The 17,920-nt window shown below is 41.9% G+C and carries 13 protein-coding genes; 8 read left to right on the forward strand and 5 right to left on the reverse strand.

Annotated features, from left to right (window positions below; translation table 11 throughout):
- The first annotated feature begins 5 nt into the window (after positions 1-5).
- Together mscM and M1F05_RS19605 are read left to right on the forward strand one after the other, a co-directional pair.
- Positions 6-3,347, forward strand: a complete 3,342-nt coding sequence (gene mscM, locus M1F05_RS19600) for a miniconductance mechanosensitive channel MscM (protein WP_206083144.1) — start codon at positions 6-8, stop codon at positions 3,345-3,347.
- An 8-nt stretch (positions 3,348-3,355) separates the two neighbouring features.
- Positions 3,356-3,685 carry a hypothetical protein gene (locus M1F05_RS19605; protein ID WP_206083142.1) on the forward strand — a complete coding sequence of 110 codons (330 nt, stop codon included), beginning with the start codon at positions 3,356-3,358 and terminating at the stop codon, positions 3,683-3,685.
- 10 nt (positions 3,686-3,695) lie between these two features.
- Here M1F05_RS19605 and M1F05_RS19610 read toward each other — a convergent pair whose 3' ends face one another.
- From M1F05_RS19610 to pldA, 5 genes are all read right to left on the reverse strand, one after another.
- A complete protein-coding gene (locus M1F05_RS19610; protein WP_206083140.1) occupies positions 3,696-4,499 on the reverse strand; it encodes a tetratricopeptide repeat protein in 804 nt (267 codons plus the stop codon).
- A 251-nt stretch (positions 4,500-4,750) separates the two neighbouring features.
- The gene (gene yigL, locus M1F05_RS19615) at positions 4,751-5,560 is read right to left on the reverse strand and encodes a sugar/pyridoxal phosphate phosphatase YigL (protein WP_206083138.1); all 810 of its coding nucleotides are present in this window, start codon (positions 5,558-5,560) and stop codon (positions 4,751-4,753) included.
- 13 nt (positions 5,561-5,573) lie between these two features.
- A complete protein-coding gene (pldB, locus tag M1F05_RS19620; RefSeq protein ID WP_206083136.1) occupies positions 5,574-6,569 on the reverse strand; it encodes a lysophospholipase L2 in 996 nt (331 codons plus the stop codon).
- Between the two features lie 19 nt (positions 6,570-6,588).
- Positions 6,589-8,415 (reverse strand): ATP-dependent DNA helicase RecQ, encoded by a 1,827-nt coding sequence (gene recQ / locus M1F05_RS19625; protein ID WP_206083134.1) that lies wholly within the window; start codon positions 8,413-8,415, stop codon positions 6,589-6,591.
- A gap of 112 nt (positions 8,416-8,527) precedes the next feature.
- Positions 8,528-9,421, reverse strand: a complete 894-nt coding sequence (pldA, locus tag M1F05_RS19630) for a phospholipase A (RefSeq protein WP_206083132.1) — start codon at positions 9,419-9,421, stop codon at positions 8,528-8,530.
- A 156-nt stretch (positions 9,422-9,577) separates the two neighbouring features.
- Between pldA and M1F05_RS19635 the strand changes: the two genes are divergently transcribed.
- The 6 genes from M1F05_RS19635 to prfH all read left to right on the forward strand — a co-directional run bounded on the left by M1F05_RS19635 (position 9,578) and on the right by prfH (position 17,889).
- Positions 9,578-10,048, forward strand: a complete 471-nt coding sequence (locus tag M1F05_RS19635) for a thioesterase family protein (RefSeq protein ID WP_206083130.1) — start codon at positions 9,578-9,580, stop codon at positions 10,046-10,048.
- A gap of 169 nt (positions 10,049-10,217) precedes the next feature.
- On the forward strand, positions 10,218-11,111 hold the full coding sequence (gene rarD, locus M1F05_RS19640; protein WP_206083128.1) for an EamA family transporter RarD: 894 nt from the start codon (positions 10,218-10,220) through the stop codon (positions 11,109-11,111).
- Positions 11,112-12,163: 1,052 nt separating this feature from the next.
- Positions 12,164-13,516 carry an APC family permease gene (locus M1F05_RS19645; protein WP_206083126.1) on the forward strand — a complete coding sequence of 451 codons (1,353 nt, stop codon included), beginning with the start codon at positions 12,164-12,166 and terminating at the stop codon, positions 13,514-13,516.
- A 102-nt stretch (positions 13,517-13,618) separates the two neighbouring features.
- Positions 13,619-15,337 (forward strand): amidohydrolase, encoded by a 1,719-nt coding sequence (locus M1F05_RS19650; protein WP_206083124.1) that lies wholly within the window; start codon positions 13,619-13,621, stop codon positions 15,335-15,337.
- 807 nt (positions 15,338-16,144) lie between these two features.
- The gene (locus M1F05_RS19660) at positions 16,145-17,278 is read left to right on the forward strand and encodes an RNA ligase RtcB family protein (RefSeq protein ID WP_206083120.1); all 1,134 of its coding nucleotides are present in this window, start codon (positions 16,145-16,147) and stop codon (positions 17,276-17,278) included.
- 2 nt (positions 17,279-17,280) lie between these two features.
- The gene (gene prfH / locus M1F05_RS19665; RefSeq protein WP_206083118.1) at positions 17,281-17,889 is read left to right on the forward strand and encodes a peptide chain release factor H; all 609 of its coding nucleotides are present in this window, start codon (positions 17,281-17,283) and stop codon (positions 17,887-17,889) included.
- Positions 17,890-17,920: the final 31 nt, after the last annotated feature.

A 17,920-nucleotide genomic window follows, 5' to 3' on the forward strand; every position in this document is an offset into this window, starting at 1 on the left:
TCACTGTGCGTTTGATTATCAGTTTTGTACTTAGCTTGTTAATCGCTTTTTCTTCTGTTGCGGCGCCCATAGCATCGCAGGATGAAGCACAGATTAAGCAGGAGCTCAAACAACTTGAATCGAGTACTAACCCAAAAGACGCGGAAATTGCGCAGGCATTGCAAGGTGCGCTCAATTGGATGAGCGAAACCCGCGATTCCGATGCCAAAGTAAAGTCTTACCAAGAAGCCATTGATAACTTCCCTAAAATTATCAAAGAAATACGCCAAAAATTACTTAATGAAAACGATGAACCTGCCCCTATCCCTGTTGGAATTAGCTTAAGTGAACTTGAGCAACGCATTATCCAACTAAGTAGCCAATTACTAGATCAAAGCCGTTTAACACAGCAGGAACAAGATAAAGGCCGTGAAATCAGTGAATCATTGAGCATTTTGCCTCAACAATTGTCTGAAGCAAGGCGCTTACTCACGGAAGCAACATCCCGCTTCCAGTCGTTAAGTACTGCATCAACACCTTTAGCTGATGCCCAATATACCTTGGCTCAAGCCGAAGTAAGTGCTCGCAAATCTACAGTAAACGAACTGGAAATGGCGCAGCTTTCCGCCAATAACCGCCAAGAAATTTCACGCCTGACGTTGGAGCTGTATAAAAAACGCTATCAACGCATGGAACTTGAGCTACAAAACCTACGTGATTTCCAGAATACTCAGCGCCAGCAAAAAGCAATTTTGGCGCTAGAACACACGGAAATGTTGGCTGCTCAAGGAGAGCTGACCCCCTTCTTAAAAGAAGAATTAGATATTAACCGCAAGATGTCTCAGGAGCTGACTCAGCAAGCTCAACGTATGAGTGCGATTAATACCAGTCAAACCGAAATGTCCACCAGCATTCGCGATGCACGCCAAGCGCTGACAACAATCCGTGAGCAAGCTCAGTGGATCAGCAGTTCAAGTACCCTTGGTGAAGCTCTAAGAACGCAATTATCTCGCTTGCCAGATATTCCCAAAAGCCAACAGCTAGACCGCGAAATGGCAGATTTACGTGTTCAGCGCTTAAATTACGAAGATGCCCTTGATAGATTAGGTAAAATTGATACCACCGAGCAAGAAACTGAACATGCCCTCAACCCAGCGCAAGTTCAAGTATATCAATCGCTGATCAAAACTCGCCGAGAGCTCCTTACCTCATTGATTTCAGGCCTTGATGCCGAAATGTTGGAACTGACTAAGCTCAATGTGGCTACAGGGCAGCTCACTGATGCGCTTAAAGAAGTCAAAGATGCCTCAAACCGCTATCTATTCTGGGTGGCTGATGTCCCCCCTATTAATATTAAATATCCAGTCTTATTAGTTACTGATATTACACAGTTGCTATCACTGGATACGCTTTCCCAAGTCGCTGGTGCACTGAATGTGATGCTCACCACGCAAGATACCTTTTTGTATCTTTTGGGTTCTATCATTTTGGTTATCTTCAGCGTGAGTACACGCAAGCATTATCAAGCCTTTCTTGATCGCTCCAGTTTACGTATCGGTAAAGTGACGCAAGACCGCTTTTATTTGACTATCAGAACTATCTTTTGGTCAATTATCGTGGCTCTGCCATTACCCATGATGTGGTCTGCTATTGGTTATGGGCTACAGAGCGCATGGCAATATCCGATGGCAGCCGCCATTGGCTATGGTGTCAGCGCGACTACACCGCTATTATGGCTATTTATGATCAGTGAAACGTTCTCTCGTCCAACAGGTTTATTTATTGCGCATTTTGGCTGGGATAAAGACGCGGTAAAACGGGCGATGCGTTATTACCGTATGGCGATATTTGTCATTGTTCCATTGGTTATGTCAATTATTACCTTCGAACACTATAGCGACCGCGAGTTCGCTGCCAGTGTCGGCCGTTTTTGCTTTATTTTCCTCTGTATCGCTTTAAGCTTAATCACCAATAACTTACGCCGTTCTCAGATCCCACTCTATTTGGATAGGCACAGTTCAGGGGATAATGTTGTTAATAAAGGCCTATGGTGGATGATCTTGCTTGCCCCAATTGTGGCGGCATTTTTCTCTATCCTCGGCTATTTCTCCACATCACAAGCGTTACTTGCTCGCTTAGAAACCTCTGTAGCGATTTGGTTTGTGATTTTAATTGTCTATCACACCATTCGCCGTTGGATGTCGATGCAGCGCCGTAAACTGGCCTTTGAACGTGCGAAACAGCGCCGTGCTGAAATCCTCGCACAACGAGCAAAAGGGGAAGACGATAATGCGCAATCAAGCGGCAGTAGCGAAGGGAATATTGATATCGAGGAACAGGTTATCGACCTTGATACTATTAGTACCCAATCTGTTGGCCTAGTGCGCTCAATTTTAACCATGATAGCCTTGGTTTCCTTAATTTGGCTGTGGTCTGAATTGCATACGGCGTTTTCTTTCCTTGAAAATATTCGCCTCTGGGATGTGACCTCCACTGTCAACGGTGTGGACACCGTGCAGCCGATTACGATGGGATCCATTTTTATTGCGATTTTAACGATTATTGTCACCGCACAGTTGGTAAGAAACCTGCCTGCATTGCTTGAATTAGCCGTATTACAGCATTTGGACTTAACACCAGGTACTGGCTACGCCATTAGCACACTGACGAAATACACCATTACGATCATTGGCACGATTGTTGGTTTCTCAATGTTAGGGATCGAATGGTCAAAACTGCAATGGTTAGTTGCTGCGATGGGGGTTGGGCTTGGTTTTGGTTTACAAGAGATCTTCGCCAATATTATTTCAGGTTTGATGATCCTATTCGAAAAGCCTATCCGTATTGGCGATACCGTTACAATCCGCAACTTAACGGGCAGCATTACCAAGATCAACACCCGTGCGACGACCTTAACGGACTGGGATAGAAAAGAAATCATCGTGCCAAATAAAGCCTTTATCACTGAGCAGTTTATCAACTGGTCGCTCTCCGACACCGTCACTCGTATCGTGATGACTATCCCTGCGCCATCTGATGCAAATAGCGAACTAGTCACCAATACAATTTTGCGTGCGGCAAAACGCTCCACAATGATCTTAGACAACCCAGCTCCTGAGGTTTATTTGGTTGATTTGCAACAAGGTATTCAAATATTTGAATTGCGGGTGTATGCAGCAGAAATGGGGCACCGTTTACCCGCTCGCCATGAAATTCATCAAAATATCTTGGCTTCCTTCGCAGAACAAGGCATTACCTTGCCGTTTCCACCATTCCAAGCAAGGGTGGATGTACGCGATAACTCGCTGCAAAGTGCAACTAACAACCTTTCTGCGCGTAATCCTTCACGTAAATCTGGTGAGCTGTAAACCGTATTATGGCGCAAGGTTTAAATGATAAAGACGAAGGTATTATATTGCGGATCACTCAACTCGAACGGGTTGGGTCGATTCTCTTCTTTTTGATCCCATTAATTATCTTATTAATTATTGGAAAGGCATTCGCTTTCAACACTCTCTATCTCTGGCAAATCTATTGCCTGGTTTATATTGGGGTATTTCGAATGCTTGCAGCCAAGCTTTCATCAAAGCCATTGCAACTAGAGATCCGACGTGGGTGGGGATATAACCGCTTTTACCGATTGAGTTGGGGCTACCTTATTGTGTCCATAATCATCATGGCGGGAGCCCAGTTGTTCTCCCGCTAATCAATAAGAATTAACCCGCTTTATGCCCGTAAGACTTGATATAACCTTCTGCCAGTTTTTGTGCTTGCTCCAGTTCCGCTGAGCTTAATTGAGCGGCGATTTTATTTTGTAGGCGATGGCTTTCCGCATTACCGCTATACACCGCGGTTGACAGCCAAGCATAAGCTTGCGATAGGTTTTTTTTCACACCTCGACCTTCAGAATACATCACGCCAAGGCGGTCTTGAGATTTAGCATCTTGCTGTTTAGCCGCTTTGCGAAACCAGAACACGGCTTTTTCATCATCTAAATCAACACCACTACCAATTGAATACATTTGACCAATATGGAATTGTGCGATCACATTTCCACCTTGTGCTGCCTTTCTAAACCAAAATGCCGCTTTTTCTAAATTCTGCGTCACACCAAGGCCTTGCGCATACATCATTGCCATATTGGTTTCTGCACGTGTGTCGCCGTTATCTGCAGCTTGTTCATACCACAGCATCGCTTTGTCATAGTCGCGGCGAACGCCAAAACCATTCACAAACATGGTACCAAGGCGAAACTGAGCATCAGAGTTACCTTGGTTTCCAGCCTTAATAAACCACTCAGCAGCAATTTTAGAGTCTTGGGAAACACCTTGGCCTTTGAAATAACGTTCACCCAGTTGAAATTGAGCGTTTGGGTCACCTTTTTGCGCTAACTGTGTAATTTGCTCAAGGGTAGGCTGCTGTGTTGATGAAGCCGCTGTCGGAGCAACAACAGGCTTAGCCGTTAAAACAGAACTAAAACAAACAGAACCCAACAACAGTGCTAACGCAACTTTTTTCATCCTAAGGAACCCTCAACAGTGCAATCTGCTAACTGTGAACACAGTGCTATCCATTAATATCGACTCAAACACCCATTCCCCTAGTGTAAATTCAGTTTAAGTAGGAAAAAATAGGAAAAGTGACCTAATTTTCACAAAAAGCACGTTTCGCTGCATAACACACGGGTTATTCTGATTTTTAATCCAGAAATACAAAAAAACCAGACAAACATGGGGTCTATCTGGCTTATTTATATCATAAAAATAGATTGTTACTGATTAAGGTATTGATGTCTTAAATAACGTGCAACGGCGTCATCCGCATTTGAACCAATGACCTCCATTTGTGGTAAGGCATCTTTAAGTAATTGATGGGCATTTTGCATAATGCAGCCTTTTCCTGCGACAGTCAGCATCTCTTTGTCATTCATGCCATCGCCAAACGCAATACTGTCATTGGCCATTAAGCCATGCAGCGCCGCAACCTGCTTGAGAGCCTCTCCCTTAGAAACCGCTCCCGCCATGACTTCCAAGCAACTGCGTAGAGAAAACGTGACATTCACGCGGTCTTGCCAACGGTTTTGAATGCGCTGCTGTAAATCCACCAGCAAATCGTGATCTTCACTCGTGAAATAGACTTTGCAAACTTCAGATGTTGCAAAGTCATGGCGATCAAATAACTGGTAATTAAAAACTGACTCTTTAAAAAATTCTTTTTGTTCAGGGCTTTCTCGGTTAATAAACCAGTCATCACCGTGATAATAATTGGTGATAAGTTCTGGATTATCAAATTCCATCAAACAAAGTTCATGCGCAATTTCAGCATCCACATTATGCTCAAAAATTAAATCCCCATTGGTATTATGGATCCTTGCCCCATTCGAGGTAATCATATAGGCATCAATGCCTAACCCATCACGGATTTGTGCAACATCCACATGATGGCGACCCGTTGCAAACACAAAACGGACATCTTGTGTTGTAATGAGTTGTTTTAAGGTGTCTTTAGTATAAGACGTTAAATCATGGTTGGGCGATAACAGTGTCCCATCCAAATCGGAAGCCACTAACGGATATTTCATATTCGAACCCTAACTAATACTGGTCAAAAAAATCACAGATAGCATTGAGTGCCATGGCCCTTAATGCATCCACTTCAAATAGGATTTCATGGTGAGCCCCTTCGATAATGAGGGGTAATTTTTCTTCTCGTCCTATTTGCGCTTTTTGCCGACTTTGACAAAAAGCTTGTAGCTCTTTATTGCTGACCACTTTTTCTTCACTTGCTTCTAACACCATCAGTGGTACATCAATTTCTCCCGCTTTTGCAATTAGCGCATCACCAATCGCAAAACTTTCACGCAACCAGTGGTATGTTGGGCCACCAAGTCGCAATTCAGGGTAGTCCGCATAGTAACGTAAATAGCGCCGATAACGCTCTGAACTATGGGTTAATACGTTGATTAAATACGGTAAAGGTTGCCACTTGCCCGTTGAAGCGGCGTAATCATTACGCACACTCTCACGTGATTCGGCTCTATCAACGATAAAACTGGCCATCCAACGTGGCATCGGTAAATTGATACCAATCATTGGTGCACATAACGCGGCTGCATCAAAGGTCACATGGTCCCGCAGCAAATAACCCGCTAAAATGGCACTCCCCATTGAGTGCGCCAATGCATAACACTTCAGGTAGTGGCGATATCTGACTTCTAACTCAATAAACTTTTCAAAATCATCGATATAATCAGTAAATTTTTCGACATGGCCTTTTTGGGGATCGGCTAACATGCGCCCCGAGCGCCCCTGCCCACGATGATCAAGAATAAAAACATCATAACCTAAGTGATAAAAATCATACGCCACTTCAGGGTATTTCATGTAGCTTTCACTACGACCAGGAGAAATGACAATAGCTTTATGATGCTTCGGATGAATAAAACGAACATAGTGGATAGGAATATCATCGACGCCCTGAAAATGCAGTTCTTCACGACGCTGCCAGAAGTCTAAAAGCGGACCATTCGCAAAAGCTGAAAACTGAGTTTCTCGCGTTAACCAGCGCTTTTTTAGGCTTTCAGGCGTCATCCTACAGTTCCTTATTTATTCATTCATAACCTTCAAGGTGGTCTCGGATGAGAGTCATAAACGACTCGCCAAAACGCTCCAGTTTGCGTTCACCAACACCATTAATTAGCAACAATTCTGCGGAAGTTGTCGGAACATGTTCTGCCATTTCGATTAATGTAGCATCGTTAAAAACTACAAATGGCGGGATATTGTCCTCATCTGCTATCGACTTACGTAATTTTCGCAGTTTGGCAAACAGCTTCTTATCATAGTTGCCATGGTAAACTTTGTTTTGCTGATTACGGCTTTTTGTGACTAAAACCCGTGGTACGGCAAGCTGTAACGCAGATTCCCCGCGTAAAATGGGCCTTGCCGCTTCCGTTAACTGCAGCGCGGAAAAATGAGTAATGTTTTGAGTGATCATCCCTAAGTGGATCAATTGACGGATCACACTTATCCAATGTTCATTGCTTTGCTCTTTGCCGATACCATAAACAGGTAATTTATCATGGCCTAAATCACGAATGCGTTGGTTATTTGCCCCGCGCAATACTTCAACAATATAGCCGATACCAAAGCGCTGACCAACACGATAAATGCAAGAAAGTGCTTTTTGAGCATCAATTAACCCATCGTATTGCTTTGGTGGGTCTAAACAAATATCACAGTTACCACAAGGCTGCTGACGGTTTTCGCCAAAGTAGTTAAGTAGAACTAAACGACGACAAGTTTGCGCTTCAGCAAAGGCAGCAATGGCATTAAGTTTGTGCCGTTCAATATCCTGTTGCATGCCTGCGGGTTTTTCTTCAAGACAACGACGCAGCCACGCCATATCCGCAGGGTCATAAAATAAGACAGCTTCAGCTTCAACACCATCGCGCCCTGCTCGCCCAGTCTCTTGGTAGTAAGCCTCGATATTACGTGGGATATCAAAGTGCACCACAAAACGGACATTTGATTTGTTTATCCCCATACCAAATGCAACTGTCGCAACGACAATCTGTAAATTATCTTTTAAAAATGCATCCTGTACCCACTCACGCTGTTGGCTATCTAACCCTGCATGGTAAGCTGCAACACTTAATCCACGTTTTTGCAAACGTTCCGCGGTTTCTTCCACTTTGCTACGGCTATTACAATAAACAATACCTGCTTTGCCTTTTTGGCCTTTAATGAAAAACCAAAGCTGATCTAAAGGCTTATATTTTTCGACCAAGGTGTAACGGATATTCGGCCTATCAAAACTACTGATATGAACGAGTGGATCATGGAGTTCCAATAAGCGGATAATATCGGTTCGTGTGGTTTCATCGGCCGTTGCGGTTAGTGCCATAACAGGCACATTGGGTAACGCTTGGCGCAACTGCCCTAATGCACGATATTCAGGCCGAAAATCATGTCCCCATTGAGAAATGCAGTGAGCTTCATCCACCGCTAATAACGTGATGTCCCAGCTTGAAAGCTGATTGAGAAAATAATCAGTTAATAGCCGCTCAGGGGCAACATACAACAATTTGATCTCACCACTGCTGCATAACTCCATGATTTGACGCTGTTCTAACGGAGTTTGAGATGAGTTTAAACAGGCCGCATTCACACCATGCAAACGTAGCTGGTCAACCTGATCTTTCATCAAGGAAATAAGCGGTGAAACCACCAACGTCACGCCTTGCTTTACAAGCGCAGGGACTTGATAACACAAGGACTTTCCACCACCCGTTGGCATTAATACTAAACAATCACGGTTATCTAAAATAGCACCGATGACCGCATCTTGGCCTGGACGAAATGACTGATAACCAAACGTGCTATTAAGCACGTTTTCAGCCAGTGAAAGTTGGTTAATGACACAAGCAGTGGACACAAACTTCCTCTATTTCTAAAACAAGTCGCTGCCCATGTGAGCAGCGAAATTGTTGGTTTATGACACGGCAATTTAGCCTTGTCAGATAATATGGGGCGATGGGGAATCTAAACTACATCATATCGTTTAGCATAACACCAATACCAAAACGTGTTTGGCGATAATTGTAGTCTATCATTGACTCACCATAACCGCTAAATAACTGGGTATAAAATCGCACATGTTTACTGATTGGATAACTCCAACCTAATTCTGCACCACCATACCCTGTATTCCAATTATAACGACCAGTAGTAGTAAAGACACTGTCCCCCAACGCATAGCCGACTTTTACACGGTAATATCCCATGTATTTTGTGATGTCTGAGTTATCATCACTGCCTTCACTTTCATGAATGCGATACCACGGTTTGAGATCAACCTGCCAATTTCCATTTTGCGCCATGGCTCGTGCATAAATACGGTTCCAACTGCGGGATGTAGGGTCAGAGCGACCATTGGATTCATGGTTAAAACCCGTTTCAAATTCACGTAGGGTCCAGCCTGCAAATTGATAATCAGTTAACCAACCGACAAATACTTGGGGCTCGTAATTAGTTTCCCTAAAAGGGGAGGATTCTTGTTTATTACTCAGCTGCCACCAAGAACGCTGAGTATACGAAACCGCTAAAATAGAGTCATCCCCAGCAATACCCGCCCAAAGTGGAAATGCTAAGCTTAATTGAAATTTAACTTCATCCTTTAACGCATCATCACCCCAGTTATAACTGGAGATTGCGTTTTTATTCATCGAAGAGGTATAGGTATAAATAATGTAATTAGATTCATAAGGATACAAAACAAATGGATTATCATAATTTTGCAATAAACCAGAAATAATGCTACCGCGAATTGGCGTGTTATCCTTTATATTCTGATCAGCTTGAACATCCGTATTTTCAGTAGCAAACAGTGAAGCAGACCAAAAACAGAGCACTGCACTTATCAACATCGGTAAAGCGCGCATTAGTCATTCCTATTTTCAGTGTCATAAAAATAAAGTTTGTCCTATTTTACACACAAAACTGCTTTGCTGTTGAAAGATTATTCATATGTTTGTTAGAGACATAGTTAATACATAATGCTAACGTTCTATTTACATATTATTTAAGGGATGAAACCGATGAATGACCGTACTTATTCTTTAGAAGAAGCCAGTGAGCTAATGAGCCACGCATTTATCTATAAAATGCCTTTTAATCAGCTAATCGGTATTAAACTGGCACACATTAACGATGATTTTGTTCAACTCACCATTGAGAATCGCCAAGAGTTGATCGGCAATTTTACGCAAAATATTCTACATGGTGGCGTGATTGCTTCTATTTTGGATGTTGCTGGCGGGATGGTGTGCATTAACCGCATTTTACAGCGCATTAATCCGCTCACTCATTCTGAAATTGTCGATAAAATGTCTCGCATGGGCACCATTGATTTACGTGTCGATTATTTGCGTCCAGGTCGCGGAGAGGTATTTACAGCGAGTGCAAGCTTATTGCGGGATGGTAATAAGATTGCTGTCACGCGTTGTGAATTACATAATGAAAATAATCAACATATTGCAACGGCAACGGCAACTTATCTCGTAGGATAAACCAATCTTGTAAATAATTAGTTACCTAGTAAACTAATAGCTTGTAAAAAAACATGAGCAATGTCACATTAGAAGCATCAAAAATCGAGCCGCATGATCTGCATAATCTACGGCTCGTTATCTCTGTATAAGTTTCTTTTTTGTCTTTAATTCAATTTCAGAGCCAACAATGAGCCAGCAAAATACTACCAAAGGCGTGTTATGTGCCTTAGGCGCCTATTTTATTTGGGGTGTCGCCCCTATTTATTTTAAAAGCATCCAAGAAGTGCCCGCAGAAGAAATCCTGACTCATCGTATTATTTGGTCATTTTTCTTTATGCTTTTGTTATTAACTGTAACACGGCACTGGAGTTATCTACGCCAAGTTATCAAGCAACCAAAGAAAATATTAATTTTAGGTGTTACCGCAACCACGATTGCCTGTAACTGGCTGATCTATATTTGGGCTGTCAATAATGGTCATATGCTACAAGCCAGCCTTGGCTATTTTATTAACCCGCTCGTTAACGTCTTATTTGGGATGCTATTTCTACAAGAACGTTTCCGCCGCATGCAATGGATAGCCGTAGGTCTCGCTTTAACTGGCGTTTTAATCCAATTGTGGCAATTCGGTTCTGTTCCCGTGATTGGCTTAAGTCTTGCTGTAACCTTCGCAACTTATGGATTATTACGTAAAAAATTAGGGGTTGATGCACAAATTGGAATGACCTTTGAAACACTTTGGTTACTCCCTGTCGGCATTATCTTCCTGTTATTCTTTGCAGACAGTCCGACTAGCAATATGGCAATGAATGATTGGCATCTCAATGCATTATTAATTGCTGCTGGGGTTATTACTACGGTGCCATTACTGTTATTTACTGAAGCGGCTAATCATTTAAGACTATCAACATTAGGCTTCTTCCAATACATGGGGCCAAGTATTATGTTCTTATTGGCAGTGTTTATGTATGGCGAAGTCATGACATCTGAGTTGCTAATCACCTTTGGTTTTATCTGGGTTGCATTAATTTTATTTACATTAGATGCATTATATACTCAACAAAAACTGAGAAAAAAATAACGCTTATTGTATTTTTGTATCTCAATTAGCTGTTCATTAGCCCTAAACTCAAACACCAGCGTCCGTTTTATATTTAAATCGGTGTTGGTGTTTCATTATATGGAACCAAAACAATTAATTTAATTAATGAAAGAGATTTCATGAATTTAATTTTCAATGTCCTATGTCTTTTATTTTTAAATAACCGTAAATAAAATAGATTAATTATCATTAAATATCCTTACCTCTCTTCCGTAACCAACAATATGACATAAAAATCAAAGAGTTAGACCCGACTAATTAAGCTTGATTTTCTTCTTAAAATGATTATTATTTAACTTATCTTAAATTCACTTCAATTAATATCTCATCTACTAAACAACTTATTGAAATAAAAGTAGTTGTTTATTTTTTTCAATTAATGATTGCTTAATAGGAACTTGGTAATTATATTGTACGCCGTTTGTATTCACCCCAGCGGATGGTGATGGTCCGATTCATCACTGACGTTTCATTAAAGTGCGCACGATGACATTCAATTTAAGATGTCCTGGTGCGAGGTTTTCTGAAATTGAATACAGCCGGCTCTAAAATTTAATTTAATACAATCATGTAGCGGTAAGGCTCTAAATAATTCGGAAACACAACTAGGCGGCAAGCAAGAGAGTCGCTAGGAACATACAAAAGTATGTGACTAGGGCGAACGCGCAAAACCACAATCTTGTGATTCGAAGTATGACGAGTGTGACTCTAAATAATTCAGAAACACAACTAGGCGGCAAGCAAGAGAGTCGCTAGGAGCATACAAAAGTATGTGACTAGGGCGAACGCGCAAAACCACAATCTTGTGATTCGAAGTATGACGAGTATGACTCTAAATAATTCGGAAACACAACTAGGCGGCAAGCAAGAGAGTCGCTAGGAGCATACAAAAGTATGTGACTAGGGCGAACGCGCGAAGCCAACAACGTTGTGATTCGAAGTATGACGAGTACGGCTGCATTTTAGGTTCACTCCGCCTGTGCATTCAGACAGAGTTGACGTTGTTAAGGGCTTTTGGGAAGGGCTTCAAAATGCAACAGAATACCGTTCAAATGAAACGCGTACTGACCACTCCTGCGTTAGTTTTTTTCGGGCTGGCCTATATGGTGCCACTCGGGATTTTCACCACCTATGGGCAAGTCACTGTATTAAGTGAAGGGCATCTCCCTGTCGCTTATTTAATTACATTAGCTGCCGTCTTCTTCACTGCTATGAGCTATTGTCGTATGACTAGCGCACTCCCACTTTCGGGGTCGGCCTATTCTTATGTGCAAAAAACCTTTGGCGGCACACTCGGCTTTTTAGTGGGTTGGGCGCAATTGCTCGACTATCTATTTCTACCGATCATCAACTACATTGCCATTGGGATCTTCGTTCATGAAGCTTTCCCTGATATTCCAATGTATGTGATTATTTGCAGTACCATCACTATTGTTAGCATTATGAATATTTTGGGAATTAAGTTAGTTTCCTCAATGAATATGCTAATCATTTTGATGCAAATTGTGTTTATTGGCGTGTTTTTATACTTAAGCTTTAAAACATCATTTGTATTGGATACTGATGCCTTATTAGCGCCAATTACAGTCATGGCAGATCAAGTACCAGGACTCTTTGCGGGAGCCGCCGTCTTATGTCTAGCATTCTTAGGCTTTGACGCGATTTCAACCATGGCGGAAGAAACCAAAGATGCACGTAACGCATTACCAAAAGCGATTTTATACACTGTATTTATCGCTGGTACCTTATTTGTGGTTATTTCCTATGGTGCGCATTTAGTGTACCCAATGTGGCAAGATTTCATTCCGAATACAGATATTGCTAGCCTTGCGGTGATGAAACAAGTTGGCGGTGCGATGATGGCATCCAGCTTTATTACCGCTTATGTGATTGGTGTTTTTGCTTCTGCGATGACATCACAAGCCAGTATCGTGCGGATTTTCTATGCAATGGGCCGTGAGGGTGTACTACCTCGTTCACTGTTTGCTTATTTGCACCCAAGGCTTAATACACCAATTTATTCAATTATCTTTGTTGCGGTTGCGTCCTTGCTTTCGCTAGTACTGTCTTTAAGCATGGTCGCCTCGATGATCAGCTTTGGTGCCCTTATTGCATTCACCTTCGTGAACTTATCGGTCATTAAGCATTTTTATATTGATCGCAAAGCGTCATTAGATAATACAAAAATTATTACCTGCCTTATCATGCCTTCCATTGGTGTTGTTCTCACCTTATGGTTATGGACAAGCCTTGATAGCGAAGCCTTTAAGGTCGGTTTATGGTGGTTAGCAGCAGGTGCCGTTTATTTGGCATTGCTCACCCATGGCTTTACTCGTCGTCCACCTGCAATTTCTGACGATGAAACTGAGATGATTATTAACTAATCATTCAAAGCCTAATAAATGATTACGGGGAAAGCATTAGCCTTCCCCGTTGTTTTTTTAGCTCTGGCTCTTCTCAAGCGCCACTGATACAGACGGTTTACAATGAATAATCAATTTGCTGACGTTATTTATTTTAACGGTTATATCTATACCGCAGATACTCAAGACCGCATCGTTGATGCGATTGCTGTTCGTGATGGTTATGTCTTAGCCACAGGCTCGTCTGATGAGCTTCATCAATTCGTTGGGCCAGAAACGGAAAGTATCGATTTAGAAGGCAAAATGATGATGCCTGGCATCATTGATGGCCATATGCACCCTTTTTGGGGGGGAATTCAATTATTCGGCTGCCATTTAAACTATGAATCACTGACCATTAATCAAATTCTCGAACGTGTACAAGATCACTTAGATAAAGACCCACGTACGGGTGAAAATGATTGGTTAAAAGTCACTGCTTGGTTACGCCAAGGCATGATCCCCGCAGGTATTGATATGTACCGCGAAGACATGGACAAACTGAATACCAAACGCCCTGTCGTGCTCTTTTCGAACGATTGCCACACATTGCTTGCCAATAGCCGTGCTCTCGAGCTCTTCGGTATTACCAAAGACACCCCTGAGCCACCAGATGGTAAAATTGGTAAATATGAAAATGGTGAACTTAACGGTATTTTAGAAGATGCCCCTGCGATGCGTGCTGCTGATAGCATCCCTTCTATTCGTGATGACCAAGCGATTGAAGTTGCAGAGCTCGTGCAAAAAGTGCTTAATCAGCAAGGTGTTACCATGGTGATGGACGCCCGAGTTTCTGAGCAACAACTCGAGGCATTTGCACAATTACAACAACGCGGTGACCTCACAATTCGTTTCCAAGCGGCTCGTGAAATCACGCCAGATGAAACGCCTAATGTGGCCTCTGTTGCTGCTGCAGTTGAGAAAGCGGTTGCCTTCGCTAAAAAATGGCACCAAGCTGATTGGACTCCAACACCAGGTATCGGTTTAAATAATATTAAGATGTTTGTCGATGGTGTGATGCAATTTCCAACCATGACGGCGTCATTATTACAGCCTTATCGCATTAACCAAGGTACCGATGATGCACCAAATTGGGTTGAAACCGACAACTATGGCGACCTCTATTTCACTGCTGAAATCCTCGATGAGCTAATGGAAAAAATTGCAGCGGCAGGCTATGACCCACACTTGCATACCGTTGGCGAAGGTGCCGTTTCGATTGTTTTAGATGCCATCGAAAAAATGCGTGCAGCTCACCCTGAAAAAGATATTCGCCCAGGCCTAGCACACAACGAACTTGTTCATGCGGATGATTACGCACGCTTTGCTCGCTTAAAAACCATTGCTTGCTTGTCTTTCCAGTGGGCAGCACCAACACCTGAGTTGGCTGCATTTGAAAAGAATATGCTGGGTGAAGAACGTTTTGAGCAATTAGAGCCAATCGCTAAATTTGTTGATGCTGGTGCAGTTGTCGCATTTGGTAGCGACTGGCCTATCGATGACTTTGATGAGTGGTATGACTTAAAAGTGGCAGCAACACGCCGAGGCCGTGATATTAATGGCCAACAAGCACCACGACTAGATAATGACCGAAACCTGACTGTGACTGAAGTTCTTCGCAGCGCAACGATTGACTCGGCTTATGCACAGCACCGAGAAGACGTCCTTGGTTCATTAGAAGCAGGTAAATTCGCAGATATGATTGTATTGGATCGTAATGTATTTGAAATCCCTGCGGATGATATTGAAAATGTAAAAGTACTGCGTACGATTATCGGCGGAAAAACGGTTCATATTGCTTAGTAGTTGTCTTTATTTAATTATTTAAAATAAAGCGATGACAAAATAAACACCCCATGGATTAAATAAAACCTTGGGGTGTTTTTAATTGAGTGCTTAATTCCAAAACCTAACACAATTAAAAAGAGAAATTACGAGGGAATTAACGCCTTCGTAATACAACATTATTCTTAGTAAGAAAATATTGTCTGAACAACCGTATTTCGATGACTAATCACGACATAACATACTCTGTCGCGTATTAATAACGAAATACCTAACACGGTAATACACGCCGATATAAACGCAATCACTGCGAACTTGCTCATTTCCCTTGACCTCTTAATTAATTCTAACTGTCTAGGTTTGGATTGGGCCTCGTTGGTGAATAACAACAACGGGGCTTTTTCATTTCTGATCCAAAATAAGTTACTTGAACCAGAAAGGCTCAAGCACCCAACAGTAGAGTAGCAAAATTTTATATTTTTAGCACATTTAATCTCAGAAAAGCATTTATTCAAAACACTTGATTTAGATATTAAAAAAAATAATTAAATATCGATTTAAATAAAAATCTATTTTTAACTTGTTATTTAAGTTATTAACTTTAGGAAAAAGGCTAAATTTTTCATTAAAAAAAATAACGCTTGCAAAAAAAAATATATCTCGATAATATCCGCAGCGTTTTCTATTCAATAACAAACTGCAAGGAGGTTTATCATGACAACAACTAATCACACTCTTTGCGGGCATACTCAGTACTAGATTTTTTCTATTCAGTTTTGCCTGCTAATTCACCTTATTTTTTAATTAGAAATGAGTTAATGACTTATGGGCAATACCTTTCATTCTGTGAGCGAACACGTGAGTTATATCGCCACAGAAGCAACATGGATTGAAAGTAAAGCAATCCAACAATTACAAATTACTGCTAACTTACCTGATATGGTATCCGTTGTTGGCATGCCAGATCTCCATCCTGGCCGTGGATACCCAGTTGGTGCAGCATTTTTTTCCGCCAAACGATTCTACCCTGCCCTTGTCGGCAATGACATTGGCTGCGGAATGAGTTTGTTTCAAACAGATATCAAAAAATCTAAAGTTAACCTCGATAAACTGGAAAAACAGCTTTCTGAAATGCCAGACCACGCCCCGTTAGCATGGCTTGATGAGCATGTCCCTAATGACATGCAATCACATGATTTTATGGCATCACTAAGTTCTATTGGTGGCGGTAATCATTTTGCTGAATTTCAATCAATCGATGAAATATTACAGCCTAAATTATTTGCCGAAAGCGGTTTAAATAAACAACAGTTGCTGTTACTCGTTCACAGTGGCTCCCGTGGTTTAGGGCAAACTATCTTACGTCAACATGTGGAACGTCACAGCCACAACGGACTTTATGAAGACTCTGATGATGCAAAAGAATACCTACATGCGCATCAGTGTGCACTCAATTTTGCACAGGTAAACCGACGTTTAATTGGCTTACGCCTGTTGCAACAAGTTAAAGCAACAGGGGAGCTGAGCTTAGATATCAACCATAATTTAGTTGAGCCCTATAATATCAACGGGATTGATGGCTGGCTTCATCGTAAAGGCGCAACGCCTTCTGATCGAGGTTTTGTTGTAATCCCAGGCTCACGAGGGGATTACAGTTATTTAGTCGCCCCTCAGCCGAATGAAGCTTGTCTTAATTCTCTTGCTCATGGCGCGGGTCGCAAGTGGATGCGAACTGAATGCAAAGGACGATTATCACACCGTTATACACCGCTTCAGCTCTCTCGAACTGCATTAGGTAGTCGTGTTATTTGTGCAAATAAACAGTTGATTTACGAAGAAGCCCCACAATCTTATAAGTCTATTGATACCGTGATTGAAAGTATGGCGAATATGGGTGTTATTCAGGTCGTGGCTCGGCTAAAGCCCGTTATCACGTATAAAACCAGTGGAGAATGTTAATTATGTTATTACAATTTTCCTCTGCACAAGGCCCTGCAGAATGCTGCATTGCGGTTGAAAAAGCCCTAGCCTGTTTTTTACAAGAAGCAACAAATCTTCGGGTAACCATTGATATTCTAGAGTCATTCCCCTCCAGACATGGGTTAAAATCCGCTTTGCTTTCTCTTGAAGGAGAGCATGCGGAACAGCTACTCCAAACTTGGTGTGGAACGGTGCAATGGCAATGCCAGAGCCCTTTACGCCCTCGTCACAAACGAAAAAATTGGTTTATGAGTGTGACCACTTTTTCACCAATTCAACCGATTGAAGACAATGAAATCGAATTTGAATTCACTAAAGCTCAAGGTGCTGGAGGGCAGCATGTGAATAAAACCTCATCTGCTGTTAGAGCAAGGCATGTTGCAACGGGGATCACCGTAAAAGTTCAATCTGAACGTAGCCAACATGCGAACAAAAAATTGGCTAAACAGTTGATACAATGGAAGCTTAATGAGCATCAATCACAACAATTAAATGCATTGGATAAGCAGCGCCATCTTTCTCATTACCAAATTGAGAGAGGAAATGCGACCATTATCTTTGAAGGTAAAGAATTTAAGCGATTGATATAAAATAAAAATTAGTCACCCTTGATTTATAGGG

It is taken from the genome of Providencia sp. PROV252 (genome assembly GCF_033676005.1).
Taxonomy (GTDB): domain Bacteria; phylum Pseudomonadota; class Gammaproteobacteria; order Enterobacterales; family Enterobacteriaceae; genus Providencia; species Providencia vermicola.